Origin of the sequence: Amycolatopsis lurida, from assembly GCF_900105055.1 — a bacterium.
GTDB classification, from domain to species: domain Bacteria; phylum Actinomycetota; class Actinomycetes; order Mycobacteriales; family Pseudonocardiaceae; genus Amycolatopsis; species Amycolatopsis lurida.
This window is the reverse complement of sequence record NZ_FNTA01000004.1, coordinates 1200446-1226901: the sequence shown is the minus strand read 5'-3', so window position 1 is coordinate 1226901 and position 26456 is coordinate 1200446. Positions and strand designations below refer to the sequence as shown.

Genomic DNA, 26456 nt, shown 5'->3' with positions numbered 1-26456 from the left:
AGTCTCGCCGCCCGTGTCCACCGTTCAGGTACTGCTTTCCCGGATCGATCCTTCGGTCCCCCTTCCCGCCTACGCGCGCCCCGGCGACGCCGGCGCCGACCTCGTCACGACCTCGGATCTCGTGCTCGCGCCCGGTGAGCGCGGCGTCGTCGGAACGGGCGTCGCGATCGCGCTGCCGCCCGGGTACGCGGGCTTCGTCCACCCGCGCTCGGGTCTCGCCGCCCGCGTGGGCCTCTCGGTCGTCAACACCCCGGGCACGATCGACTCCGGGTACCGCGGTGAGATCCGCGTCTGCCTGATCAACCATGATCTCTCCGAGAAGGTCGTGCTCACCCGCGGCGACCGGATCGCGCAACTGGTCGTGCAACGGGTCGAACAGGCCGAGTTCGTCGAGGTCGCCGAGCTCGAGCCGTCCGAGCGCGGCGAGGGAGGGTATGGCTCCACGGGCGGACACGCCACACTGGGAGCCGGAGCCAGGGAAGGAACGGAGAACTAGTGGGGATTTTCGGACGCAAGCGCGCGAAGCCGACCGGACGGCACGCCGCGCCCGAGGTCGTGGAGCGTCCAGGTGCCGAGGACGCCGACGACGAGATCGAGGCGCAGCTGTCGGAGACCTCCGACGGCCCCTTCGACCTCGCCGACGCGCCCGAGGACGGCATCCCGCGGATCGACCTCGGTTCGGTGAAGGTGCCGGTGCCCGACGGTTCCCAGGTCCAGGTCGAGATGGACCCGGAGAGCGGCGGTGTCCGCGCGGTGCACGTCGTCACCGAACAGGGCCAGATCACCGTCAGCGGTTACGCGGCGCCGCGCTCCGGCGGGCTGTGGAAGGACGTCAGCACCGAGCTCACCGAGCAGCTGCGCGCCGACGGCGCCAAGGTCTCGGTCGGCATGGGGGAGTGGGGCCTGGAGCTGTCCGCGATCGTCGGTGACGTCGCGCTGCGGTTCGTCGGGGTCGACGGTCCGCGCTGGATGCTCCGCGGTGTCATCGCCGGGCCGCAGTCGCAGGCGTCGCAGGCGCCCGCCGTGCTGCGGGAGATCGTGCGGCACACCATCGTCGACCGCGGTGACGCGCCGATGCCGGTCCGCACCCCGCTGACCATCACGTTGCCCGACGCCGTCGCGCAGCACATCGCCGAGCAGCAGGGCTAGCGAGCTTTCAGCCAGGCCAGGACGGTCGCCCTGCCCAGGGATTCCCGGTCCGCGCCGAGGGCGGTGAGCGTTGACTCGCCGACCTCGGCGCGCGGCAGGGCGTTCGCCCAGGCGCGGGCGACCTCCACCGGATGGATCGGGTCGTCCACGCAGGCGCCGATCCCCGCGGGCACGTCGAGACCCTTCAGGTCCTCCAGCGACGGGGCGGGATGCCCCGCCGCCGTCCGCAGGCTCGCCGCCAGCCCGCCGCCATGCCGCCGCCACGCGCGGCCGAGTTCCGCCGAAAGCCATTCCGGGACGCCGTCGGAGGATTTCGCCAGCGCGCCGTCGACCCCGTTTTCGGCCACCAGATCCGCTGAGAGCCGCGCGGCGAGCGACGCGGGTGCTCGCCCGGCCGGGCCGTTCCAGGCCGGGAGCGCGGCCAGCAGACCGGTGCAGCGGGCCGGTTCGCGCGCCGCCCACTCCGCCGACAGGTGCGCGCCGAACGAGATGCCGCCGACGAGCAGCGGACCGTGCTCGAGGGCCAGCCTGTCCAGCTCCTCGAGATAACCGTCCGCCAGCCGGTCTCCGGGAGGCGGCGGCGGGGCGATCAACCGGATGCCGAGCGCACGCAGGGGACCGGCGAACACGGCGCGCACGAACACTTCGTCGGACCCGGTGCCGGGGAGTACTACTGCCGTCGTAGGCGGAATAGCGGAGGTCACGTTGCGATATTCCCCTAAACCCGTTCTCCTGGTCCGAGCACAGTTACGCTGGATTACGCACGGGCCGTTCAAGTCGGGGGCCCCGGAGCACAGGAGCACCGTTATGTCCGCCAAAGACGGCGGCTACTTCAGCCGGCTGGTCCGCAAGCTGACCAGCGACGTCGAGGATCTCGACGCCGACGATCTGTCCGAAAAATCCGAGGCAGGCGGAGCGCAGCGAGCCTGCGACTGCCGGTCGGGTCAAGAAGTGACGGTGCTCGGAAGACTCCGCAGCGTGGAGCTCTGCCCGACCAACGAGGCGGCGACGCTGCAGGCCGAGCTGTTCGACGGCACACAGGGTGTGACGCTAATCTGGCTCGGACGCCGCCGGATCCCCGGGATCGAACCCGGGCGAACCATCAAGGTGCGCGGCCGGATGGCCGAACGTGATGGTCAGAAGGTGCTGTACAACCCCTATTACGAACTTCAGAGCCCTGTGAGTTGATCCCGCATCGTGACTGAACCCGTCGGCGGCGAAGAGAAGACCGAAGACAAGAAGCCCCAGCCCACCCTGTTGGAACAGATGGGCGGGCTGTCCGGACTGTTCTATTCCTCGCTGCCGGTCATCGTGTTCGTGATCGCGAACGCGATCTTCGGGCTCACCGTGGGGATCTGGGCCGCGGTGGGCAGCGCGGTGGCGATCACCGTGCTGCGGATCGTGCGCAAGGAGCCGCTGCAGCCCGCGATCTCCGGCTTCTTCGGGGTCGCGATCGCGGCGTTCATCGCCTACCGGACCGGTTCGGCCAAGGGTTTCTTCCTGTTCGGCATCTGGACGAGCCTGGTCTACTGCGGCGTCTTCGTGCTCTCGATCGTCGTCCGCTGGCCGCTCGCCGGTGTGGTGTGGAACGCGCTCAACGGCAGCGGTCACGCCTGGCGCAAGGACAAGAAGTCACTGATCGCGTATTCGATCGCGACCGGCGCGATGGCGCTGATCTTCGGCGCCCGGTTCGTCGTGCAGCGCTGGCTGTACGACGAGGACTACACCGGCTGGCTGGCCTTCGCGAAGATCGCGATGGGGTACCCGCTGTACGCGCTCGGCCTGCTCACGGTCGTCTGGGCGGTGCGGCGGTCGGACAAGCACCTCAAGGCGCAGGCCGAAGAGGCCCCGCGCGAAGAGACCGACGAAGAGGTCGAAGCACGCCTGCGCGCGAAGTACGCGCAGGCGCCCGCCGTCGAGAATTAATACCCCAGCGCGGTCCGGATCTCCGGTTCCACGTCCGAAGTCGCCACGAACAGCAGCTCGTCACCCGGCTCCAGCGGATCCTCGGGCTGCGGCACGATCACGCGATCCCCGCGCAGGATCGTCACCAGCGCCGCGTCACGCGGCAGGTTGATCTCGCTGACCGCCTTGCCCGCCAGCGGGGTCTCCTCCGGCAGGGTGAGTTCGACGAGGTTCGCCTGGCTCTGCCGGAACGTCATCAGCCGCACCAGATCGCCGACGCTCACCGCCTCCTCGACCATCGCCGCGAGCATCCGCGGGGTCGACACGGCGACGTCGACCCCCCAGGCGTCGTTGAACAGCCACTCGTTGGCCGGGTTGTTCACCCGCGCCACCACCCGCCGCACCGCGAACTCGGTCTTCGCCAGCAGGGACACCACCAGGTTCGCCTTGTCGTCGCCGGTCGCGGCGATCACGACGTCGCACTCCTCGATCCCGGACTCCTCCAGGATCGACACCTCGCACGCGTCGCCCAGCACCCAATCCGCCTGCTCGACGGTGTGCGGCTCGAACTGGTCGGCCTCACGTTCGATGAGCATCACCTGGTGGCGCCCGTCGATCAGCTCGGCGGCGATCGACCGGCCCACCGCGCCGGCGCCCGCAATCGCGACCCGCATCAGTTCTCCTCTTCCGGTTCGCGAGCGGCGACGGTGGTCACGTCGCTGACAGTGCCCGATTTCGCGGCGACGTACACGACGTCGTCGGCCTGGATCACGGCCTTGGTGTCGGGCAGCACCGCGGTGCCGAACCGCATCATGAACGCGACCCGCGCGCCGGTGGTGTCCTGCAGTTCGCGCACGCTGCGCCCGACCCAGCCTTCGTGGAGCGGGAGCTGCAGGAGCGCCACGCTGCCGGACGGGTCCCGCCACACCGAGGCGACGCCGTCGGGGAGCAGGGTGCGCAGGAACCGGTCGGTCGTCCACGGCACGGTCGCCACGGTCGGGATGCCGAGCCGTTCGTAGACCGCCGCGCGCTTGTGGTCGTAGATCCTGGCGACGACCTTGTCGACGCCGAAGTTCTCCCTGGCCACCCGCGCCGAGATGATGTTGGAGTTGTCGCCGCTGGACACCGCCGCGAAGGCCCCCGCGCGTTCGATCCCGGCTTCGATCAGCACCTGCCGGTCGAAGCCGACGCCGACCACCTGCTGACCGTGGAAATCACTGCCGAGCCGCCGGAACGCCTGCCTGCTCTTGTCGATGACGGCGACGTCGTGCCCCAGCCGCTCCAGCGCCGCGGCAAGGGATGCGCCGACCCGGCCGCATCCCATGATCACCACGTGCACGCACTGCCTCCTTAGTCAGCGGACGTTTCACCCGTCCGCAGGTACCCAGACACACCAGCGCCGAACCTACCGTGGGGGCCGCCCGTTACCTCCACCATCCTCCCCTCCGCCACCCTCAACGGAGACGCTGCGCGCCGCCGTTACTCTTCCCAGGTGTCGAAGTTCCCGACCGTAGTGAAGCGGCTCGTCCTCGGACGTCCATTCCGGAGTGACCGCCTCTCGCATACGCTGCTGCCGAAGCGCATCGCGCTGCCGATTTTCGCGTCCGACGCGTTGTCGAGCGTCGCCTACGCGCCTGAGGAGATCTTTCTGACCCTCAGTGTCGCCGGATTGTCCGCGTACGCGTTCGCGCCGTGGATCGGTGTCGCCGTGGCGCTCGTGATGCTGGTCGTGGTCGCGTCCTATCGGCAGAACGTGCACGCCTATCCCAGCGGCGGCGGTGACTACGAAGTCGCCAACACCAATCTCGGCGGCAAATTCGGGCTCACCGTGGCCAGTGCGCTGCTGGTCGATTACGTGCTCACCGTGGCGGTGTCGACGTCGTCCGGGGTGGCGAACATCGGTTCCGCGATTCCCTGGGTGGCACAGCACAAGGTGATCGCCGCGGTCGTCATCGTGGTCGTGCTGACCGCGTTGAATCTGCGCGGAGTGCGCGAATCGGGCAAAGCGTTCGCGATCCCGACCTACGGGTTCATCATCGGCATCCTCGGCATGGTGATCTGGGGGCTGATCGAGGCGGCCTCCGGCGCCGACATGCGGGCCGAGAGCGCGGACTTCCAACTGCACGAAGAAGCCTCTTTGACCGGTTTCGCCTTCTTTTTCCTTTTGCTGCGTACCTTCTCCTCCGGCGCGGCGGCGCTGACCGGCGTCGAGGCGATCAGCAACGGTGTCCCGGCGTTCCAGAAGCCGAAATCGAAGAACGCGGCGACCACCCTGCTGATGATGGGCGTGCTCGCGGTGACGATGCTGATCGGCATCATCACGCTGGCGATCATCACCGACGTCAAATTCGCCGAGCACCCGGAGACACAGCTCACCGGCACTCCGGCGGGCTACGAGCAGAAGACGATCGTCGCGCAGATCGCGCAGGCGGTGTTCGCCGACTTCACCCCCGCGTTCTACTACATCTCCTTCGCCACCGGCATCATCCTGCTGCTGGCCGCGAACACCGCGTTCAACGGCTTCCCGGTGCTCGGCTCGATCCTCGCGCAGGACCGCTACCTGCCGCGTCAGCTGCACACCCGGGGTGACAGGCTGGCCTTCTCCAACGGCATCCTGTTCCTCTCGGCGTTCGCCCTGGTGCTGATCATCGCGTTCGACGCCGAGGTCACGAAGCTCATCCAGCTCTACATCGTGGGCGTGTTCGTCTCCTTCACGATCAGCCAGGCGGGCATGATCCGGCACTGGAACCGGCTGCTGGCCAGGGAGACCGATCCGGTGGTGCGGCGGCGGATGCGGCGTTCGCAGACGGTCAACGCGATCGGCCTCACCATGACCGGCACCGTGCTGATCATCGTGCTGGTCACGAAGTTCCTGCTCGGCGCATGGATCGCGATCGCGGCGATGGTGGCGATCTACATCCTGATGACCGCGATCCGGAAGCATTACGACCGGGTCGCGGAGGAATTGCGCGAGATGGACCGCAAGCCGACCGTATTGCCTTCGCGCAACCACGCGATCGTGCTGATTTCGAAACTGCACCTGCCGACCCTGCGCGCGCTCTCCTACGCCAAGGCCGTCCGCCCGGACGTCCTCGAAGCCGTCACGGTGAACGTCGACGACGCCGAGACCCGCAAACTCGTCCAGGACTGGGACGACCACAATTTCAAGGTGCCGCTGAAGGTGATCGAATCGCCGTATCGCGAGATCACGAAACCGGTGCTCGACTACGTGAAGCGCGTCCGCGGTGACAACCCGCGCAACGTGGTGACCGTGTTCATTCCCGAGTACGTGGTCGGGCACTGGTGGGAGCAGGTCCTGCACAACCAGAGCGCCCTGCGGCTCAAGGGCAGGCTCCTGTTCCAGCCCGGCGTCATGGTGACCAGCGTGCCGTGGCAGCTCGAATCGTCGGAAAAGGCGATCAAACGCGACCGGAAGGCACGTCCGGCGGCGGGCGACGTGCGGCGTGGATTCTCCCCGATCGTCAAGCAACCCGAAACGAAGAAGGACAAAGCAGAATGAGTGTGGACGCGTCGACCGGCACCTGGCTCGGACGAACGATCGAGTTGGAGGTCGGCGCGGTCGCGCACGGCGGGCACTGCGTCGCGCGGGCGGAGGGGCGGGTCGTGTTCGTGCGGCACGCGCTGCCCGGCGAGCGGGTCTTGGCCTCCGTCACCGAGGACAAGGGCGGGTCGTTCTGCCGCGCCGACGCGGTCGAGGTCCTGGAGGCGTCGCCCGAACGCGTCGAGCCGCCGTGCCCGCTCGCGGCGCCGGGGGAGTGCGGCGGCTGCGACTGGCAGCACGCCACACCCGGATATCAGCGTGAACTCAAGGCGGCGGTGGTCACGGAGCAGCTCAAGCGGCTGGCCGGGATCGAGCGCGACGTCGTCGTCGAGGCGCTCGACGGTGGCCCGCTGGACTGGCGCAGTCGCGTCCGGCTCGTCGCGGGCAAGGACGGCAGGGCCGGTTTCCGGGCGCACCACAGTCACCGCGTGATCGCGATCGACGACTGCCCGATCACCGTCCCCGGCGCGCTCGACGACGTCGTGTCGCGGAAGTGGCGCCCCGGCAGCGAAATCGAGGTCACCAAGGACGGCGAGGGGCAGGTGCACCTTCGCGACCTGTCGACGGTCCACGGGAAGACCCGCTCGCGGCAGCTGGCCGGTGGTATCGCCGTGCAGCACGCCGCCGGCCGCGACTGGCGCCTGGACGCCCACGGCTTCTGGCAGGTCCACCCGGCCGCCGCGGACACGCTGGCCGCCGTCGTCGCGGAATGGGCGGAGGCGCCGCGTGACGGCGTGGCATGGGATCTGTACGCCGGTGTCGGCCTCTTCGCGTCGGTGCTCGCCGAGCAGGTCGGCCCGCGCGGGCGTGTGCTGGCCATCGAATCCGGCCGCCGTGCCGTCGTCGATGGAGAGGAGAACCTGGCCGACCTTCCGCAGGTCCGCTGGCGCTCCGGTCGCGTCGAGCACCTGCTGGCCGATGCCCCGAAGCCGGTCGACGTCGTCGTCCTCGACCCGCCGCGCAAGGGCGCGGGCAAGGCCGTCGTCGATTCCATCGTGGAGGGTTCGCCCGACCGGATCGTCTACGTGGCGTGCGACCCCGCGGCGCTGGCTCGGGACATCGCGCTGTTCGCCGGCCACGGATACGGCCTGGTGGACCTGCGCGCCTTCGACGCTTTCCCGATGACGCACCACGTCGAATGCGTTGCGTTGCTGCAATAATTCGGGATTTGTAATCCGTCGGAATGGACTGGCTTCTTTTTGCTTGTCCCGGTGTCTTCGTGCTCGCTAACTTGAGTTCACCATCTCCGGAAACGGCAGGGAACTCAAGCTCGCATCATGAACTATCTTACTTCGGTCTGTGGCGACTGTGATGGAAAAGGTTGTCCCGGCTGCGACGGGCACGGCACGATCACCATTGTGGAGGACTGACGAGTGGCAGAGCCGTCAATGCTTCCTCCCGGTGTCACGGCACAGGAGATCAGTTACCGCAGTGGTCGGAAACAAGTCATCTACACGGCGCCGTACCCCTCCGAGGGGCCGGTGCTCGCGCGCGATCTGCTGGGCAGGCAGGCGTGGATGTTCATGTACGCGCATTTCGTCTTCACCTGGGTGGAAGGCGCGGTCCAGGTGCAGGTCAGTCACGGAACCCTGAATGGACCGAAGATGCCGCTGTGGAAGGGGATCAGTATTCCCGCGTACTGGTCGGGTCCCGCGCTGGCCGATTTCGGACGGGCGTGGGCGCTGGACCAGATGACGGGCGATCGGGGAACTCCGGCGGCCATTTACCTTTGAGGGGGAGGGCGGTCGGTTCAGGAATGGAATGCGAAATTCCGGGTCGGACTGGAATTTACCTACCTGTGGCCGGACGCGAGGTCGAGCAGGGAGGATTTCGGACACTGAACGTCCGAAATCCTCCCTGCTCGTCGACGTCACCGTGGTGGATGAGCCGGTGGTGGAAGGAACAAAGCAGGACCAGGTTCCGCAGGTCGGTCGGGCCGCCGTCGGCCCAGTGCCGGATATGGTGGGCGTGACAGTGCTTCGGCGCTCGATGGCAGCCAGGGAAAGCGCAGCCGCCGTCGCGGATGTTCAGGGCCCGGCGTTGGCCGGGAGTGACGAAGCGTTTCATCCGTCCGACATCTAGAGGCTCTCCGGCGGCGCCGAGCACCACCGGGATCATCAGGCAGTCGCAAGCGGCGAGCCGGGCTTCGCGGGCGGTGATCCGGCCGACGAAGTCGAGGCACGCGGTCCCCAGTCCGGTCTTCAGCGCATCGAGCCCGACGGTCACGTGCACCAGCGTGCGGTAGCCGGAGGTGCCCGGCTGGTCGGGGCAGGCGATGGCGAGATCGAGGAGTTCGGCCCAAGCGTCGCCCCGGCGCTGAGGCTGGGTGCGGTGGTCGGCCTGGCCGAACTCGTCGATCGGCCGCTTCGCCGCGTAGGCGTCCAGCGCGGCCGCGGTGCGGGCGCCGGTCTCGGGGTCAAGGAGCCCCGACAGTTTCCAGAAGCCGTCCTTGCGGCGCTCGACGAACAACTCGCGGCGCGGCGGGGCGGGCTCGGGGTCTTTCGGCTCGTTCCCGTCGGGGTCGAGGTGTGCGAGCAGGCCGGCTCCGACCTCGGCGATCTCTTTCGGTCCGGCGTGGCGGGCGAGAGTGGCGAGGATCTGCTCCGCCCCGTCTCGTTCCTCCACAGGAACATCGGAAGGGATTTTGCGCAGGATCTCCAGGATCAGGTCGATATGCTGCTCCCCGACCGCGCCGTCGTCGGCCGCGGCGGCGGTCGCGGGCGCGAACACGGCACCTTCGTCACCGACGCCTGGTGTGGAGTTCAGGGCCAGGGCACGGTTCACCATGTCTTGCGCGTCGCCCTTGGAGATCCGGGCAACCTCGGCGAGCCACGATGCCGCGCTCCCATAGCCGAACAAGTCTTCCGCGCCCCGAGACTCTACCTCCGCCAGGTATTTCCCCAGTCCGGCGGAGGCCACTCTCATGACCTGCAGCAGGTGCGTCACGCCGTGGGCAAGCTCCAGCTTGCCGGCGCGCCACAACTCCTGCGGCAGTTCGGGAATGGTCGTCTCGGGCACTTCTCCATATTACCGAAAAATACTCCAGGAATCATTCGTAATTTTAAGCAACAATGGTAATTGTGCGTTTGCCACTGATGAGTGATTTGAGTGCTGTGCGTCGTGACTCTCGCGATTCGTGAAGGTGGCGGACGGCAGGTCAGCGTGTTGCGAAAGCCTCTTCGCGACGCTGAAGGTGCTAAGGCCTCCATTCTTCACGGACCGGGCGCACAGGGCGCGGCGTGATCCGAGGCGTGACTCGCGTGATCAGGGACGTGACTCGCGTGATTGGAGGCCGCACTCGGGGTGTTCCGCTGCTGATCACGCGAGTTCCGCCTTCGATCACGCGAGTGCGGTGCCGCGTCCTCGTGAGTGGTGAGGACGGTTCTAACCGTCCTCACCACTCACGAGTCCCAAAGGTCAGCGCTTCAGCGTGAAGGTGAAGTCGCCGGACACTTTCCCGGTCAACCGCACCGCTGAGACCACCTTTCCCTCCTCGACAAGCCGCTCGACCTCGCCCCGCGAAAGACCACACCCTTCGGCGATCAACCGAGCCGGCCGGACGGGAATCGGGGCCGCGAAGCGCACCGAGACTTCGAGAAAGTCCCAGTGACCCAAAGAGCCGGTATGGAGCCGCCAGGCGCCCTCCCAATCGAGGGCGACGCGGTTCCGGCGCCGCACGGCGGGATCCTGGAGCAGTTCGGCCGCCAGGGCGAGGTCGTTCTCGTGCAGCCGGTCCAACAACTCGGGCCGGACGGAGCGCACGTTCACGCGCTCCAGGATCGTGAGCTTCGCGGTGTCCTCGCACACGACACAGCGCACGAGGAGCCAGACGTCGAGGAGTTTGTGGTTGGCGTTGACCCGGAATTTGCCGTTCGCCCGGAAACGCCCGGACGGGCAGGAGCGGCAACGGCGGAGGACGACAGGCAGGCAGGTCGGTACGACGACCCAGTTTTCGAGCACAGGAATACACCCGTTCCAGTGAGAAATCCGCAGCAAAAGGAAGCGCGGCGCCAAAGCGCGACGCGCGACGAAATCAGCGCTCGGGAGGTCTCACAGGGTGTACAACGGCAGGCCCTCTGCTCGGCGGCGTGGTCCGGCAGCACGGTAATGGCCCGGCACCGCCGGCTCCACCGGTTTTTCCGGGCAAAGCGAAGGCCCCCGGCCGAAACCAGGGGCCTCGCTCAAGCGAGCCTTAGGAGCGCGCGTCCTCCTTCAGCATGTCCGCACACTTCTCACCGATCGCCATCGTCGTGATGCACGGGTTCACCGCGACCAGGAACGGCATCGCCGAACCGTCCGCGACCCGCAGTCCCTCGACGCCTCGCACTCGCAGACGCGCGTCCAGCACGGCCATCGGGTCGTCGTCGCCGCCCATCTTCGCCGTGCATGAGGGGTGATAGACCGTGTTGTGCGTCTTGCGCAGGTAGTCGGCGATCTCGTCGTCGGTTTTGACGTCCTTGCCGGGCGCCAGTTCCGTGCCCGCCCATTCGTCCAGCGCGGGCTGCTCGGCGATCTTGCGCGCCAGTTTGATGCCGTAGGTCATCACGCGCATGTCGTGTTCGTCGGTGAAGTATCGCGGGTCCACCTTCGGCTTGTCCCGGTAGTCGCGGCTGCGCAGCCGCACCGTCCCGGTCGACCGGGCGCGGGTGACGTTCGGGGTCAGGCAGAAGCCGTTCTCCGTGGTCGGATACCCCTGCCGGAGGGTGTTCATGTCGAACGGCACCGAGCCGTAGTGGAACATCAGGTCCGGCCGGTCGAGACCTTCCTCCGTGGTGGTGAAGATGCCGATCTCCCACCATTGCGTGGACTCGGTCGTCATCGGCTGCAGCGCGTCCCATTGGATGACGCCTTCGGGGTGATCCTGCAGGTTCTCGCCGACGCCGGGGGAGTCCACCAGCACGTCGACACCGACCTCGCGCAGATGCTCGGCGGGGCCGATTCCCGACAGCATCAGGAGTTTCGGCGTGTCGATCGCGCCAGAGGACAGGACGACCTCGCGCCGTGCCCGCAGCGGAACGCCGTGGATCAGGTCGTCGGCCAGGTATTCCGCGCCGGTGCAGCGTTTGCCGTCGAACAGCAGCCGCCGGACGCGCGCGCCGGTGATGATCTCCAGGTTCGGCCGTTCGCCGATGATCGGGTGCAGGTACGACACCGACGCCGACGAGCGGGTGCCGTCCTCGCGCGCGTTGATCTGGAACCAGTTCGCCCCGTGCGTCACGGTCTTGCCCGAGTTGAACTCCGTCCTCGGGATGCCCGCCTGCTCACAGGCCTGCAGCAGCGCGACGCCGGTCGGGTCGTTCGGCGGCACCGAGCGGATCGTCACCGGGCCGGAGCGGCCGTGGTGGTCACCGGGGCCGTCGTTGGTCTCAAGACGTTTGTACAGCGGGAAAATATCCTTCGAGGACCAGCCGGGCAGGCCCAGCGACGCCCATTCGTCGAGGTCTTCGGCCGGCGCCCAGAACGCGATGCACGAGTTGTGTGACGAGCAGCCGCCGAGCACCCGTGCGCGGGCGTGGCGCAGGAAGGAGTTGCCGGACTCCTGCGGCTCGACCAGGTAATCCCAGTCGTAGCCGGACTCCAGCAGCGCCATCCACTTCGTCAGTTCCAGCACCGCCGGGTCGTCCACATCGGACGGTCCGGCTTCGAGGAGCGCCACGGTGACGTCCGGGTCTTCCGAGAGTCTCGCCGCGACCACCGAACCCGCCGTCCCGCCGCCGACGACGATGTAGTCGAACTCTCCGGTCACTGTGCTGCCTCCTCGGGAAGTGCTTCCGCGGCGTGATCGGCCAGGACGCCGCTCTTGTGCCGCAGGACGAACCAGTAATACGCGAAACCGACGACCGCCACCGCGCCGACGAACAGCACGGCCCCCCATTCGAGGTACCAGTGATACGGCTCGGTCGCGTTGTAGACCTCACGCCGCGGCCAGGCCAGGTTCACCACGATCGCACCGCCCCACAGCACGCCGAGGATGTTGACCGGCAGCCCCAGCTTGCCGAGCGAGAAGTACTTGGTGCCCTCCACCTTCGGCGGCGGCCACTGCCCGCGCAGGCGCTTGACGAGCATCGGAACGGTCACCAGTAGATAGGCCAGGTAGATCATGATGATGCCGATACTGGTGATGACCGTGAAGATCTGCGGCTGGCCGACGTTGACCACCAGGATCAGCACCGCGATGACGCCGGAGACGATCGCGGGGATCACGGGCGTCTTCGTCTTCGGCGACACCCGTGCCAGATGCTTCCCGGCGGGCAGGTTGTTGTCGCGGCCCATCGCGAACATCATCCGGATCGCCGCCGACTGCACGGCCAGGTTGCACACGGTGATCGCGATGACCACCGCGAGCAGGAAGATCGTGCCGATCGTGCTGCCCAGGACGTCCAGCACGATGAACTGGAGCCCGCCGGTGGCGATCTGCGGGTTGTTGATGTCGCCCACGGCCATCAGCGCGAGGATGAGGATGAGCCCGCCGATGACGAACGACGCGATCAGCGCGCGCAGGATCGCCTTGGGCGCGTTCTTGCGCGGGTCGTGGGACTCCTCGCCGAGCGAGCTGGCGGTGTCGAAGCCGTACATGACGTAGGTCGACGCGAGCGACGCGACCAGGAACGCCCCGAAATAGCCCCACGGCTGGTCGGCGCCGGTGTTGTTGGTCTGCATGACGACCTCGGGGCCCCGCGTGATGTTCACCGCGAGCGCGACGATCAGCAGGACCGCGGCGATCAGTTCGATGAACACCCCGGCACTGTTGATCCGCGCCATCAGCTTGACGCCCCAGGCGTTCACCAACGTCGTGAACACGATCAGCGCCGTGCCCAGGATGACCGCGTTCACCGCGCTGTCGCCGGAGAAGGAGAAGAACGACGAGATCTGCGGGAGCGTGATCTGGTACGCCAGCGCGACCGCGGCGATGCTGACGATCGACGCGGTCAGCATCATCCACCCGGCCATCCAGGCGACGTGCGGGCTGCCGAGCCGTTTCGACCAGTTGTAGATCGAACCGGCGACCGGATAGTGCGCGGCCAGTTCGGCGAACGACAGCGCCACCATCAGCTGGCCGACGAACACCATCGGCCACGACCACCAGTACGCCGGCCCGCCGAAGCTGAAGCCGAAGTAGAACAACTGGAAGGTCCCCGTCAGGATCGAGATGTAGCTGATCCCGGCGGCGAAGGTGTGGAAATTGCCGAGCGTTCTTTCGAGTTCCTGTTTGTAGCCGAAACCGGCGAGGCCGTCATCGGAAGGATTGCTCATCGGCAATTTCCCCTCTTTAGTTGGACGCTGACTCCCCGGAGAACCAGCGCTGTGGAGCGGGCCGGAGGTTCTGGTAGATGTGCTTCGCCTCCGTGTACTCGGCGAGCCCGGTCGGGCCGAGTTCGCGCCCGAAGCCGGACTGCTTGTAGCCACCCCATTCCGCCTGCGGCAGGTACGGGTGGAAGTCGTTGATCCAGATCGTGCCGTGCCGCAGCCGGTTCGCCACCCGCTGCGCGCGGGAGGCGTCCGAGGTGAACACCGCGCCGGCGAGGCCGTAGTGGGTGTCGTTGGCGATGCGGACGGCGTCGTCCTCGTCGGTGAAGGTCTCGACGGTGAGCACCGGGCCGAACGATTCGTCGACGACGGCGCTGCTGCCCTGCTTCACGTGGTCGAGGATGGTCGGCAGGTAGTAGTGCCCCTTCGCGAGTTCGCGATCGTCGGGGCGTTTGCCGCCGGTGAGCAGGACGGCGCCCTCTTCGAGCGCCGCGGCGACGTAGCGTTCGATCTTTTCCAAATGGGCGGCCGAGACCAGCGGACCGGTTTCAGCCTTCGGGTCGAAAGGTCCACCCAGTCGGATCAGTTCGGCGCGGCGGACGAGTTCGTCGACGAACCTGTCATGCCACTCCTCTTGGACGATCAGCCGCGCGCCCGCCGAGCAGACCTGGCCGGAATGCAGGAACACCGCGGTCAGCGCGTAGTCGACGGCGGTCTCGAAATCCGCGTCCGCGAAGACGACGTTCGGGTTCTTGCCGCCCAGTTCCAGCGCGACCTTCTTGATGGTCGCGGCCGCGGAGGCGGCGATGATCTTGCCGGTCGCGAGGCCGCCGGTGAACGACACGAGGTCGACGTCCGGATGCTCGGACAGCGGTGCCCCGGCCTGCGCACCGGCGCCGAGCACCAGGTTCGCGACGCCGCCGGGGAGCCCTGCCTCGGTCAGCAGCTTCATCAGCATGATCGAGGTGTGCGGGGTCAGCTCGCTGGGCTTGAGGACGAACGTGTTGCCCGCCGCGAGTGCGGGGGCGACCTTCCAAATGGTCTGCAGGAGCGGGTAGTTCCACGGCGTGATCAGCCCGCAGACGCCGACGGGCTCGTGCACGATCCGGCTGAACGCGTCCGGGTTGCCGGTGTCGACGACGCGGCCGGCGTCGTTCGCGGCGAGCTTGCCGAAGTAACGCAGGCACGCGGCGATGTCGGCCATGTCATATTCGCTCTCGACCAGCCGTTTCCCGGTGTCGAGCGACTCGGCGCGGGCGAAGGCCGCGGCGTCGCGGTCGAGCAGGTCGGCGGCCTTCAGCAGCAGGTCACCGCGCTGCGGAGCGGGCGTTTGCGGCCACGGGCCGGTGTCGAACGCCTTCCTCGCGGCGGCGATGGCCGCTTCAGTGTCTTCACGGGTGCCTTCGGCGACTTCCGCGACCAACGACCCGTCCGCGGGGCAGCGGATCTCCCGGCGACCACCGCCGACCGCGTCGACCCATTCGCCACCGATGAAAAAGTCCGCCATCAAGCCCTCCGAACCGGCTTCTGCTCAACCGTCGATCAGCGATTATCGCGGCCACCCGACGTGACCGCTACTTGGCAAAAGAGACCATGTTCACACCATCGGGCGTTGAGTGGTGATTTTCTGACATGTGACCCGTGACGCGGCGGACGGAAGACTCTCAGGCGGCCTCCGTAGACTGGTCGGAACGGCGGAAGAGGAACCAGGCGAGGTGGGAGAGTGACGTTGCTCGAGTCCGTGCACGGACCGGCCGACTTGAAGCGGATGAACCCGGAGCAGCTCGACGAGCTGGCCGCGGAGATCCGGGACTTCCTCGTCGAAAAGGTGCGGCTCGCCGGTGGTCACCTTGGCCCGAACCTGGGTGTGGTCGAGCTGACGATGGCGCTGCACCGGGTCTTCGATTCGCCGAGCGATGCCATCGTGTGGGACGTCGGTCACCAGGCGTATGTGCACAAGATCGTCACCGGCCGTCACGACGGCTTCGGCAAGCTGCGCCAGCTCGGCGGCCTCACCGGCTACCCGGCGCGTTGCGAGAGCGAGCACGACCTCGTCGAGAACAGCCACGCGTCGACCGCGTTGTCCTATGTGGACGGTCTGGCGAAGGCGTTCGAGCTCGGCGGGGGCGGCAGGCACGCGATCGCCGTCGTCGGCGACGGCGCGCTGACCGGCGGCATGTGCTGGGAGGCGCTCAACAACATCGCCGCGAACCCGCGCCGCCCGGTCGTCATCGTCATCAACGACAACGGCCGTTCGTACTCGCCGACCATCGGCGGCGTCGCGGACCACCTCGCGTCGCTGCGCCTCAAGCCGGGCTACGAGCGCGTGCTGGACCGCGGCAAGGAACTACTGCGGCACACGCCCGTCGTCGGCAAGCCGATCTACGCGGCGTTGCACGCGGCGAAGGCGGGGCTCAAGGACGCGCTGAGCCCGCAGATGATGTTCTCCGACCTCGGCCTCAAGTACCTCGGCCCGGTCGACGGGCACGACCTCGTCGCACTGGAGAAGGCGTTCCAGAGCGCTCGCGACTTCGGTGGCGCCGTGATCGTCCACGTGGTCACCGAGAAGGGCCACGGCTACGAGCCCGCGGTGACCAACCAGGCCGACCAGATGCACCAGACCGACCCGATCGACCCGGAAACCGGCCTGCCGCCGGTCAAGGGCCCGAGCTGGACCGGGGTCTTCGCCGACGAGCTGGTGAAGATCGGCGCCGACCGCGAGGACGTCGTCGCGATCACCGCGGCGATGCTGCGTTCGACCGGGCTGCACAAGTTCGCCGAGGCGTACCCCGACCGCTGGTACGACGTCGGGATCGCCGAGCAGCATGCGGTGACTTCGGCCGCGGGTCTCGCGATGGGCGGCAAGCACCCCGTCGTCGCCGTGTACTCGACCTTCCTGAACCGCGCTTTCGACCAGGTCCTGATGGACGTCGCGCTGCACCGCCAGCCGGTGACGCTGGTGCTGGACCGGGCGGGTATCACCGGCCCGGACGGGCCGAGTCACCACGGCATGTGGGATCTCTCGCTGCTCGGCATGGTGCCGGGCATGCGGGTCGCCGCTCCGCGAGACGCCGGAACGCTGCGCGAGGAACTGCGGGAGGCCGTCGCGGTCGAGGACGGGCCGACGGCGCTGCGGTTCTCCAAGGGCGGGGTGGTCGACTCGGTGCCCGCCGTGGAACGCGTCGGCACGGTGGACGTGCTGCGCAAACCCGCCGGTGAAGCCGACGTCCTGCTCGTCGCCGTGGGCGCGTTCGCGATGCTCGGGCTCGCCGCCGCGGACCGGTTGGCCGATCAGGGCATCGGTGTGACCGTGGTGGACCCGCGCTGGGTCGTCCCGGCGCCCGCCGAGCTGGTGGCGCTGGCCGAGCAGCACAAGCTCGTCGTGACCGTCGAGGACAGCGGGCGGCACGGTGGCTTCGGTTCCGCGCTGGCCGCGCTGTTCCGCGACGCCGAATGCGATGTGCCACTGCGCGATCTCGCGGTGCCGCAGGTGTTCCACGACCACGGTTCGCGCGAGGAGGTGCTGGCCCGCGTCGGGCTCACCGCGCAGGATGTGGCGCGGCGGGTGACCGAGTGGTCGGCGAAGCTGGCGAGCCGGACACCGGCGCCGGAGGACACGCGGCGCTGAAGGGCGCTTTCCCCGCATGCCATGGGGGGAAAGCGCGGCGGTCTCAATCGGTTGTTGCAAGTAGTGGCGGCTGATAGGGAGGTCGTCATGCCAGGAGCCCCGTTGACGCGCGAGGAGCGGGAGAAGATCCAGAATGGTCTGGATCAAGGTCTTACCCAGGACGCGGTGGCGAAGGTTCTGGGTAAGTCACCCTCGACGATTTCACGAGAAGTACGCCGCGGTGGTGGGCCGCGGTGTTCCAGGCCCGGAAGCAAGGTCAATGGCCGGCCTCGCCGTTATCGGGCCGACCGAGCCCAGCGCCTGGCCGTCGAACGCGGCCGGCGCCCGAAAGCCCATCTGCTGGCCGGTGAGTTGGCGGCGGTGGTGACCGGTCTGCTGGAAGCAGACTGGTCACCCCGGCTGATCTCCCTGATGTTGCCGACGCTGTTCCCCGACGATCAGGCTATGCGGGTGAGTCACGAGACGATCTACCTGTCACTGTTCATCCAGACTCGTGGTGAACTGCGCAACGAACTCACCGAGCACCTGCGGTCAGGCCGTGACCAGCGCCGGTCACGCACCAGCACCTCCAGCCGCCGCCAGGGCCGGATAACCGGGATGACCCCGATCAGTGAACGCCCCGCCGAGGCCGCCGACCGGGCAGTGCCCGGGCACTGGGAAGGCGATCTGATCCTCGGGGCAGTCGGCCAGGGCGCGGTCATCACCCTGGTCGAACGCCACTCCCGATTCGTGTTGCTGGCCCCCCTGCCCGACACACACAAGGCCGTCGAAGTCCGGGAACTGCTCACCAGCATGATCACTACCCTGCCCACCGAACTGAAACGGTCGCTGACCTGGGACCAGGGCAACGAAATGGCCCAGCACGCCCAGTTCACCCTGGACACCGGCCTGCAGGTCTACTTCTGCAACCCACACAGCCCCTGGGAACGCGGCAGCAACGAGAACACCAACGGCCTGCTACGCCAGTACTGGCCCAAAAGCTCAGACCTGCGCCACCTCACCCAAACCCACTGCGACGCGATCGCCCTACGCCTCAACACCCGACCACGCCCTACACTCGGCCTCCTCACACCAGCACAAGCACTCGACAAAGCACTACTTGCAACAACCAGTTGAGACCGCCGAGCTTTCCTCGCATGGCATGCGGGGAAAGTCCCCTTCAGCCCACGATCCGGCCGACCGCGCGGACGACGAGGTCGCGGGGATATGAAGGTCGCACTGGTCACGGGAGCTTCCGCGGGCATCGGCGAAGCCACGGCGCTCGCGCTGCACGAAGCGGGCTACACGGTCTACGGCGCGGCGAGGCGCGTCGAGCGGATGGCGGGGCTGGCCGAACGCGGCATCACGATCCTCGAGATGGACGTCACCGACGACGCGTCGATGGTCGCGGGGGTCGAGCGGATCATCGAGGAGTCCGGCCGGATCGACGTCCTGGTCAACAACGCGGGCTACGGTTCATACGGCGCCTTCGAGGACGTGCCGCTCTCGGAAGGGAAGTACCAGTTCGAGGTCAATGTGTTCGGGCTCGCGCGGCTCCTCCAGCTGGCCACGCCGCATATGCGCGCCCAGGGCTCGGGCAAGATCGTGAACATCTCGTCGATCGGCGGCAAGATCTACGAACCGCTCGGCGGCTGGTACCACTCGACCAAATTCGCGGTCGAAGGCCTGAGCGACTCACTGCGGCTGGAGCTCAAACCGTTCGGCATCGACGTCGTGGTGGTCGAACCCGGTGCCATCAGGACGGAATGGGGCGGCATCGCCATCGAGAACCTGATGAAGACCTCGGGTGACACCGCCTACGCGCCGCAGGCCAAGGCGCTCGCGAAGTTCTTCGACCAGGCCGCGCGCGGTTCCCGTCCGAAGGTGATCGCCGACGTCATTCTGAAGGCCGTCCGGGCCCGGCGCCCGAAGACCCGCTACGCCGCAGGTTTCGGGGCGAAGCCGATCCTGTTCGTGCGCCGGGTGCTCCCGGATCGCGCCTTCGACGCGCTGTTCCTCGGGGCGCTGCGCCGCTTCGCCTAGACGGCGACTGCCGGTTCCGCGACAGGCTCCGCGTACGAGTAGACCTCCCGCGGTTCGGGGAAGAGCTTCACCAGCACGGGGTACGCGATCGCCGCCGTGCACAGCGTCACCACCATGCTGATGTCGACGCCGCCCGCGATGTCCTTGAACGGCCCGGCGATCATCGGGGTGTTGGCGGTCAGGAGACCCAGTGTCGTCGCCGGGATCCACGCGGCCATCGCGCGCCAGTTCACCCCGCGGGTGAACCAGTAGCGGCCGCCGTTGCGGCCCTGGTTGAACACCTGGAGGTCGTCCGGGTCGTAGAACCCGCGCCGCAGCACGAAACCGATCATCATGATCACCATCCACGGCGAGGTGCACAGCACGATCAGCGTCGCGAAGGCGTTGATGCTGGAGACCATGTCCAGCACGAAATTGCCGACGAAGATGAACACGACACTGAGCGAACCGATCAGCAGGGTCGCCTGCACCCGGCTCAGCTTCACGAAGATCGAGCTGAAGTCCAGTCCGGTCCCGTAGAGCGACGTCGTCCCGGTGGACAGTCCGCCGATCAGCGCGACCACGATCAGCGGGATCGCGTACCAGAGCGGCGAGATCGCGGTCAGGCCGGTGATGTAGTCGGCCGGATCCGCGACCAGGGTCGCGGTGGCGATGCCGAACCCGAACGGCAGCAGCGTCGCCACCTGTGCCAGGAACGGCGCGGTCAGCAGGGAACGGCGGCTGTGGCGCGCGGGAATGTAGCGCGTCCAGTCGCCGAGGAAGGCGCCGAACGAGATCGGGTTCGCCATCGTGGTGAGCGCGGCGAGGATCCAGGTCGGCCAGAAGTCCCCGAGCGCGTAGGTGCCGGTGCCGGCGAACCCGGGATCGAACGTGCCACCGTAGGCGACGATCCCGAGCAGCATGATCGCCGTGCCCAGCACCACGGCGACCCGGTTCACCAGCAGCATGAACCGGTAGCCGTAGATGCACACCACCAGCGTGGCGATCGCGATGACGCCGTACGCGACGCCGCGGAGCACCTCGCCGCCGTCGAAGCCGAAAAGCCGTTGTGCCGCACCGGCGACGGCGTCTCCGCTCACCCAGACCGAGATGGCGAAGAACGTGATCGCCGTCAGCAGGGAGAGGAAGGAGCCGACACAACGGCCGACGACGCCGAAGTGCGCGCCGGAGGACACGGCGTTGTTGGTCCGGGTGAGCGGGCCGAACAACGACATCGGCGAGAGCACCAGCGCCCCGACGACCACGCCCGCGACGGTGGCCGCGACCGCCGCCCAGAAGCTCAGGCCGAAGGCGATCGGGAGTGTCCCGAGGATGATGGTGGCGAAGGTGTTCGCGCCGCCGAACGCCATCCGGAACAGGTCGCGCGGGCGCGACGTCTGTTCCTCCGGCGGGATCGGCGCGATGCCGTGCTGCTCGACTTCGGTGACCTTGTCACCCATGGGGACCTCCGGGTACAGCTTCAGGCGAAGCGGGTCATGACGTGCTTGACGCGGGTGTACTCGGCGAAGGAGTAGGACGAGAGGTCCTTCCCGTGGCCCGAGTGCCCGAAGCCGCCATGGGGCATTTCCGAGACCAGCGGCCCGTGGGTGTTGACCCAGACGCAGCCGAAGTCGAGTTCGCCCGAAACGCGGGTCGCGCGTGACAGGTCGTTGGTCCAGATCGACGAGGCGAGCCCGTACGGGACGCCGTTGGCCAGACGCACCGCTTCACCCTCGTCCACAAAGGACTGGACGGTGATCATCGGGCCGAAGATCTCCTCCTGCACGATCTCGTCGTCCTGCTTCAGGCCCGAGATGACGGTGGGGGAGAAGAAGAAACCGCGGTCACCGGCGGGCACGCCGCCGGTTTCCAGGCGGGCGTGCGACGGCAGCCGCTCGACGAGCCCGCGGACCCGGTCGAACTGCGCTTCGCTGTTGAGCGGGCCGAAATCCGTGCCGGGCTTCTGCGCGGCGGCGGCCTTGGTCAGCTCCGCGACGAACTCGTCGTGGATCGCCGCGTCCACCAGCACGCGGCTGCCCGCGGTGCAGTCCTGCCCGGCGTTGTAGAACGCCGCCCCGACGATGCCCTCGGCCGCCTCGGCGAGGTTCACGTCGCCGAAGACCAGCAACGGCGCGTTGCCGCCGAGTTCGAGGTGCGTGCGCTTGAGGTCGGCCGCCGCGACGGTGGCGACGTCGATCCCGGCGCGGGTCGACCCGGTGATCGACACCAGCTCGGTGATCGGGTGCTTCACCAGCGCGCGGCCGGTGTCGCGGTCGCCGCACAGCACGTTGAACGCGCCCTGCGGCAGGAACTCCGCCGCCACCTTCGCCAGCAGCACGGCCGTCGACGGCGTGGTCTCCGCGGGCTTCAGCACCACGGTGTTACCCGCGGCCAGCGCGGGGGCGATCTTCCAGACACCCATCATCAGCGGGTAGTTCCACGGCGCGATCTGCGCGCAGACGCCGACCGGCTCGCGGCGGATCGCGGACGTGTGCCCGGGCAGGTACTCACCTGACGCCGTGCCTTCGAGCTGCCGCGCCGCACCGGCGAAGAACCGCAGCGCGCTGACGCACTCCGGGATCTCCTCGTCCAGCACGACGGACCGGATCTTGCCGGTCTCGCGGATTTCGAGCTCGGCGAACTCCTCCGCGCGCGATTCCACCACGTCGGCGATCTTCAGCAGCGCGAGCTGACGCTGGGCGGGAGTGCTCTTGCGCCACACCTCGAACGCCCGTTCGGCGGCAGTCAGCGCCTTGTCCACATCGGACTGCTCGGACAGGACGCTGGTGCCGAAGACCTCACCGGTGGCGGGATCCACCAGGTCGAGCGTCCGCGAGCCCGACGCCGGTACCTCGGCGCCGTCGACGAAATTCAGGACCTGAGTCATTTCTTCTCCAGGTGGGTCGGCTCGAACATCTTCAACAGGGCGGGGAGGACGACCAGCGACGGACCGGGGGTGCCGAGGGCTTCGGCAAGGTCCTTCCCGACCGTGTCCAAAGAGGACACGATGGCGTCGACGCCGAAGGACTGTGCCAGCGCGGCGAAATCGGGCCGCGCGAGTTCGGTGGCCGTGGACTGGCCGAACGCGCCGGTCAGATACTCGCGCAGGATGCCGTAGCCGCCGTCGTCGATGACGAGCCACGTGACGTCCAGCCCGTGCTGGACCGCCGTGGCCAGCTCCGCGATGCCGTACATCGCGCCGCCGTCACCGGACACCGCGAGCGCCGGGCCGCCGGTCGCCGCCGCGCCGCCGAGCGCGCCGGGCAGGCCGTATCCGAGGCCGCCCGCGCCCTGCGCGGTGTGGATCGGCGCGCCCTCGGGGTTCCACGCCGACCAGGCCCAGTAGGCCGCGATCGTCATGTCCCAGAACGTCTGGGCGCCTTCGGGGACCGCGGCGCGGATGTCCTCGATCAGCTTGCGCTCGGTTTCGAGTGCCTGGCCGTCGAGACGTTCGCGCACCTTGGCCAGCAGATCCGCGACCGCCTTCTCGGCGACGCCGTCGCTCTGACGGAACGGAACCTGCTCCAGAAGTCCTTGCAGGGCAAGGCGGACGTCGGCGTGGATGCCCAGCGCCGGATAGTTCGACTCCAGCTTTCCGAGATCGGCCTCGATCTGGATCACCCGGCCGCGCGGGGCGAATTCGCGATAGTTGCTGGACAGCTCACCGAGCCCGGAACCCAGCACCAGCAGCACGTCCGCGGCCGACAGGAACTCGGTGCTGTGCCAGTCTTCGAGCCACGACTGCCCGGACAGTGCGTGGTCCCAGCCGAAGACGCCCTTGCCGCCGAACGTCGAGAGCACCGGCGCGCGCAGTGCCTCCGCGAGCGCCTTCAGTTCCGCCTGCGCGCCCGCGCGCAGGGCGCCGCCACCGGCGAGGATCACCGGATTCTTCGCCGCGCCAAGGAGATTCGCGGCTTCGGTGACGAGCTCCGGCAACGGTTCGAGCGGTGCGGGCCGCGCCGTCACCGACGTGATCCGGGGCAGCTCCACCGGTGCAAGCAAGATGTCCTGCGGGATCTCGACCCACACCGGGCCGTACGGCGCGGTCGCCGCCGATTCCCAGGCTTCGCGCAGCGCCGTCGGGATCTGGCTGACGGTGCGCACCACGTGCACCGACTTCACCACGTCGCGGAAACTGGCCTGCTGGTCGGGCAGTTCGTGGAGATAGCCGTGCCGTCCACCGCCGAGCCCGGCCACCGGGATCTGGCTGGAGATCCCGAGCACCGGCACCGACGCGGCCCGGGATTCCTGCAACGAAGCCAAAGTCAGCAACGCGCCGGGGCCGGTCGACACGATCATCGGCGTCACCGGGACCGGGCCTCCGGGATCCGCCGCGAGCCGGGCGCGGGCGTGCCCGTCGGCCGCGAAAGCCAGGTTGTTCTCGACCCGCGAGCTGATGACGCGCAGGTCGTCCGTGCGCCGCAGCGCTTCGAACAGGCCGAGCGCGTGCTGGCCGGGCAGGCCGAACACGGTGTCCGCCCCGAGCGCGTGCAGGGTTTCGACGACTACGTCGCCGCCTATCCGTTCAGTGCCGGTCATGCGCCCTTCCCCAAACTGAGCAGGCTCACCAGGTCGTAGGCGACGTGGGAAGCCGCGATGGCGGTGATCTCGGCATGATCGTAAGCCGGGGCCAGCTCCACCACATCGGCTCCGACGAGGTTGCAGTCGCGCAGCCCGCGCAGGATCTCCAGCAGTTCGCGGCTGGTCATCCCGCCCGCTTCGGGGGTCCCGGTACCCGGCGCGTGCGCCGGGTCGAGCACGTCGATGTCGACCGAGATGTAGAGCGGGCGGCCGCCGATGCGCTGGCGCAACGCGTCGACGGTCTCGGCGACCCCGCGGCGCATGACGTCGCCGGAGGTGACGATGCCGAATCCGAGGCGGCGGTCCTCTTCGAGATCCCGCTTGCCGTACAGCGGGCCGCGCGTGCCGACGTGGGACAGCGCTTCGGTGTCGAGGAGGCCTTCCTCGGACGCCCGCCGGAACGGGGTGCCGTGGGTGTACGGCTCGCCGAAGTAGGTGTCCCAGGTGTCGAGGTGCGCGTCGAAGTGCAGCAGTGCCACCGGTCCGTGCTTCTTCGCCGCCGCACGCAGCAGCGGCAGCGCGATCGTGTGGTCGCCGCCGACGGTCACCAGGCGCGTCCCGTTCGCGGTCAGCGCTTCGGCCTCGCTTTGCAGGGTCTCGATCGCCTCGCCGATGTTGAACGGGTTGAGCGCGATGTCGCCGGCGTCGACCACCTGCGTTTCGGCGAACGGGGAAACGTCGAGTTCCGGGTGGTACGGGCGAAGGAGGCGGCTGGCCTCACGCAGCGCCGCGGGGCCGAACCGCGCGCCGGGGCGGTAGGACACTCCGGCGTCGAACGGCACCCCGACGACGGCGACGTCGGCATGCTCGACCTGATCGATCCGCGGCAGCCTCGCGAAGGTCGCGAAACCGGCGAACCGGGGCACCCTCGAAGAGTCGACGGGTCCGATCGGGGTCTGCTCAGGCACTGTGTCTCCTTCGAATGGTTGTCAGGACTGCGAAGCGGCGAGTTTCGCCTCTTCTTCTTCGTCGGCCGCGCTGCCGTTCAGGCGGCGGGTCCACACGGTGAGGATCTCGTCCGAGGTACGCGGGGTGAGGAAGCTGACCAGCAGGTACACCGCGAGGCTGGACCCGAGGCCCCAGTAGATCGGGCTGTTGGCCTCGACGCCGTCGACGACCATGAACGTGATGACCACGACGGTGCCGACGACCATCGACGCGAGCGCGCCCTGGCGGGTGCCGCGTTTCCAGGCCAGCCCGCCGATGATCGCGACCAGCAGGCCGCCGACGAGGATGTCGTAGGCGATGGTCAGCGCGTTGACGACGTCGTCCACGACCATCGCGATCCCGATCGCGACGATGCCGAGGACCAGCGTGGTGACCCGGTTCCTCGCGACCTCGTCCGCTGCCTTCTTGAGGCCCAGCTTGGAAAGCAGATCCGAGGTGCTGACCGTCGAGCAGGCGATCAGGGCGCCGCTCGCGGTCGACATCATCGCCGAGAGCGCCGCGGCGAGCACCAGGCCGCGGACTCCGGCGGGCAGCTGATCCTCGACGATGGTCGCGAACGCGTCCTGCGCGCTGGCGAGGTTCGGGTACAGCGTCTTGGCCGCGGTGCCGATCAGCGCGCCGGCGAGACCGTAGACCAGGCAGTAGACGCCGGAGATGACGCCGCCGCCGGTGGCGATGCCCGGCGTCCTCGCGGTGAACACGCGCTGCCAGATGTCCTGTCCGATCAGCAGGCCGAAGCTGTAGACGAGGAAGTAGGTGAAGATCGTGTCGCCGCCGATGGCGGTCAGTTCGAAGTAGCTCTCGTCCAGCCGCGCGGCCATCCCGTCGAAACCGCCGGCCGAGACGATCGAGACCGGCAGCAGGATCAGCAGGATGCCGATGGTCTTGATGACGAACTGGACGATGTCGGTCAGCGTGATCGACCACATGCCGCCCAGCACCGAGTAGAGCACCACGATCGATCCGCCGATGGCGATGCCCGCCCAGCTCGGGACGTTGAACAGGACCTTGAAGATGGTGGCGAACGCCAGCGTCGAGGTGACGGTCAGCATCAGCGTGTAGCCCCACATGACCACACCGGAGATGGTGCTGGTGGAGCCGCCGTAGCGCAGGTCGAGCATCTCGCCGACGGTGTAGACGCGCAGCTTCACCAGCCGCCGCGCGAACAATGTGTGGAGGACCAGGATGCCGACGCCGATCGCGATCACGAGCCAGGCGCCGGAGATGCCGTAGGTGTAGCCGAGTTTCACCCCGCCGACCGTCGAAGCGCCGCCGAGGACGACCGCGGACATCGTGCCGGAGTACATGAACCAGCCGAGACGGCGGCCCGCGACGAGGTAGTCGGATTTGGTCTTGGCGAGCCGCAGCCCGAACCAGCCCACCCCGATCATGCCCGCTATGTAGAGCGCGATCACCGCGTAGTCACCGGCCACG

General features: G+C 68.1%; 23 protein-coding genes. 10 read left to right on the top strand and 13 right to left on the bottom strand.

What is annotated here, in order from left to right; genetic code table 11:
• Positions 1-13: 13 nt before the first annotated feature.
• Together dut and BLW75_RS10825 are read left to right on the top strand one after the other, a co-directional pair.
• Complete coding sequence (gene dut, locus BLW75_RS10830) at positions 14-496, top strand: dUTP diphosphatase (protein WP_007033571.1); 483 nt, start codon at positions 14-16, stop codon at positions 494-496.
• On the top strand, positions 496-1149 hold the full coding sequence (locus tag BLW75_RS10825) for a DUF3710 domain-containing protein (RefSeq protein ID WP_034316988.1): 654 nt from the start codon (positions 496-498) through the stop codon (positions 1147-1149). The genes dut and BLW75_RS10825 overlap by 1 nt, the downstream gene beginning before the upstream one ends.
• On the opposite strand, the gene BLW75_RS10820 is transcribed toward BLW75_RS10825, so the two are convergent.
• Positions 1146-1853 (bottom strand): alpha/beta fold hydrolase, encoded by a 708-nt coding sequence (locus tag BLW75_RS10820; protein WP_198935790.1) that lies wholly within the window; start codon positions 1851-1853, stop codon positions 1146-1148. The two genes, BLW75_RS10825 and BLW75_RS10820, sit on opposite strands and share 4 nt — an antisense overlap.
• Positions 1854-1956: 103 nt before the next feature.
• Here BLW75_RS10820 and BLW75_RS10815 point away from each other — a divergent pair, with 103 nt between their 5' ends.
• Both BLW75_RS10815 and BLW75_RS10810 read left to right on the top strand, forming a co-directional pair.
• Positions 1957-2337: an OB-fold nucleic acid binding domain-containing protein gene (locus tag BLW75_RS10815; protein WP_034316985.1), complete on the top strand. Its 381-nt coding sequence runs from the start codon at positions 1957-1959 to the stop codon at positions 2335-2337.
• Positions 2338-2346: 9 nt separating this feature from the next.
• On the top strand, positions 2347-3075 hold the full coding sequence (locus BLW75_RS10810; RefSeq protein ID WP_034316982.1) for a DUF3159 domain-containing protein: 729 nt from the start codon (positions 2347-2349) through the stop codon (positions 3073-3075).
• Here BLW75_RS10810 and BLW75_RS10805 read toward each other — a convergent pair.
• Together BLW75_RS10805 and BLW75_RS10800 are read right to left on the bottom strand one after the other, a co-directional pair.
• Entirely contained in the window at positions 3072-3728 is a 657-nt protein-coding gene (locus tag BLW75_RS10805; protein WP_016332961.1) for a potassium channel family protein, read from the bottom strand. The two genes, BLW75_RS10810 and BLW75_RS10805, sit on opposite strands and share 4 nt — an antisense overlap.
• Positions 3728-4393 carry a potassium channel family protein gene (locus tag BLW75_RS10800; protein WP_034316979.1) on the bottom strand — a complete coding sequence of 222 codons (666 nt, stop codon included), beginning with the start codon at positions 4391-4393 and terminating at the stop codon, positions 3728-3730. Before BLW75_RS10800 ends, BLW75_RS10805 begins: the two co-directional genes overlap by 1 nt.
• Positions 4394-4546: 153 nt before the next feature.
• Here BLW75_RS10800 and BLW75_RS10795 point away from each other — a divergent pair, with 153 nt between their 5' ends.
• From BLW75_RS10795 to BLW75_RS10785, 3 genes are all read left to right on the top strand, one after another.
• Positions 4547-6574, top strand: a complete 2028-nt coding sequence (locus BLW75_RS10795; protein WP_034316976.1) for an APC family permease — start codon at positions 4547-4549, stop codon at positions 6572-6574.
• Positions 6571-7776, top strand: a complete 1206-nt coding sequence (locus tag BLW75_RS10790; RefSeq protein WP_034316973.1) for a class I SAM-dependent RNA methyltransferase — start codon at positions 6571-6573, stop codon at positions 7774-7776. Before BLW75_RS10795 ends, BLW75_RS10790 begins: the two co-directional genes overlap by 4 nt.
• Before the next feature lie 213 nt (positions 7777-7989).
• A complete protein-coding gene (locus tag BLW75_RS10785) occupies positions 7990-8349 on the top strand; it encodes a hypothetical protein (RefSeq protein WP_241783853.1) in 360 nt (119 codons plus the stop codon).
• A 55-nt stretch (positions 8350-8404) separates the two neighbouring features.
• On the opposite strand, the gene BLW75_RS10780 is transcribed toward BLW75_RS10785, so the two are convergent.
• The 5 genes from BLW75_RS10780 to BLW75_RS10760 all read right to left on the bottom strand — a co-directional run bounded on the left by BLW75_RS10780 (position 8405) and on the right by BLW75_RS10760 (position 15371).
• The gene (locus tag BLW75_RS10780; RefSeq protein WP_091597305.1) at positions 8405-9634 is read right to left on the bottom strand and encodes an HNH endonuclease signature motif containing protein; all 1230 of its coding nucleotides are present in this window, start codon (positions 9632-9634) and stop codon (positions 8405-8407) included.
• A 399-nt stretch (positions 9635-10033) separates the two neighbouring features.
• Complete coding sequence (locus BLW75_RS10775; protein ID WP_034316967.1) at positions 10034-10576, bottom strand: DUF1062 domain-containing protein; 543 nt, start codon at positions 10574-10576, stop codon at positions 10034-10036.
• 232 nt (positions 10577-10808) lie between these two features.
• Positions 10809-12362 (bottom strand): GMC family oxidoreductase, encoded by a 1554-nt coding sequence (locus tag BLW75_RS10770; protein WP_034316964.1) that lies wholly within the window; start codon positions 12360-12362, stop codon positions 10809-10811.
• Entirely contained in the window at positions 12359-13870 is a 1512-nt protein-coding gene (locus BLW75_RS10765) for an APC family permease (protein WP_034316961.1), read from the bottom strand. Before BLW75_RS10765 ends, BLW75_RS10770 begins: the two co-directional genes overlap by 4 nt.
• Positions 13871-13886: 16 nt before the next feature.
• Positions 13887-15371 carry an aldehyde dehydrogenase family protein gene (locus BLW75_RS10760; RefSeq protein ID WP_034316960.1) on the bottom strand — a complete coding sequence of 495 codons (1485 nt, stop codon included), beginning with the start codon at positions 15369-15371 and terminating at the stop codon, positions 13887-13889.
• 216 nt (positions 15372-15587) lie between these two features.
• Between BLW75_RS10760 and dxs the strand changes: the two genes are divergently transcribed.
• The 3 genes from dxs (at position 15588) to BLW75_RS10745 (ending at position 19514) form a co-directional block, all read left to right on the top strand.
• Positions 15588-17492, top strand: a complete 1905-nt coding sequence (dxs, locus tag BLW75_RS10755; protein ID WP_034316959.1) for a 1-deoxy-D-xylulose-5-phosphate synthase — start codon at positions 15588-15590, stop codon at positions 17490-17492.
• A gap of 87 nt (positions 17493-17579) precedes the next feature.
• Complete coding sequence (locus BLW75_RS10750) at positions 17580-18608, top strand: IS30 family transposase (protein ID WP_091597302.1); 1029 nt, start codon at positions 17580-17582, stop codon at positions 18606-18608.
• A gap of 90 nt (positions 18609-18698) precedes the next feature.
• Positions 18699-19514, top strand: a complete 816-nt coding sequence (locus BLW75_RS10745) for an oxidoreductase (protein ID WP_034318031.1) — start codon at positions 18699-18701, stop codon at positions 19512-19514.
• Here BLW75_RS10745 and BLW75_RS10740 read toward each other — a convergent pair.
• The 5 genes from BLW75_RS10740 to BLW75_RS10720 are packed head-to-tail and all read right to left on the bottom strand — an operon-like array spanning position 19511 to position 26455.
• On the bottom strand, positions 19511-20953 hold the full coding sequence (locus tag BLW75_RS10740) for a purine-cytosine permease family protein (protein ID WP_034318035.1): 1443 nt from the start codon (positions 20951-20953) through the stop codon (positions 19511-19513). The two genes, BLW75_RS10745 and BLW75_RS10740, sit on opposite strands and share 4 nt — an antisense overlap.
• A gap of 20 nt (positions 20954-20973) precedes the next feature.
• Positions 20974-22380, bottom strand: coding sequence for an aminobutyraldehyde dehydrogenase (locus BLW75_RS10735; RefSeq protein ID WP_034318039.1), 1407 nt, complete (start codon positions 22378-22380; stop codon positions 20974-20976).
• On the bottom strand, positions 22377-24032 hold the full coding sequence (locus BLW75_RS10730; protein WP_034318042.1) for a thiamine pyrophosphate-binding protein: 1656 nt from the start codon (positions 24030-24032) through the stop codon (positions 22377-22379). Before BLW75_RS10730 ends, BLW75_RS10735 begins: the two co-directional genes overlap by 4 nt.
• Positions 24029-24982 (bottom strand): agmatinase, encoded by a 954-nt coding sequence (gene speB, locus BLW75_RS10725; RefSeq protein ID WP_034318045.1) that lies wholly within the window; start codon positions 24980-24982, stop codon positions 24029-24031. The genes BLW75_RS10730 and speB overlap by 4 nt, the downstream gene beginning before the upstream one ends.
• Before the next feature lie 21 nt (positions 24983-25003).
• Positions 25004-26455 carry a sodium:solute symporter family protein gene (locus BLW75_RS10720; protein WP_034318048.1) on the bottom strand — a complete coding sequence of 484 codons (1452 nt, stop codon included), beginning with the start codon at positions 26453-26455 and terminating at the stop codon, positions 25004-25006.
• Position 26456 lies beyond the last annotated feature (1 nt).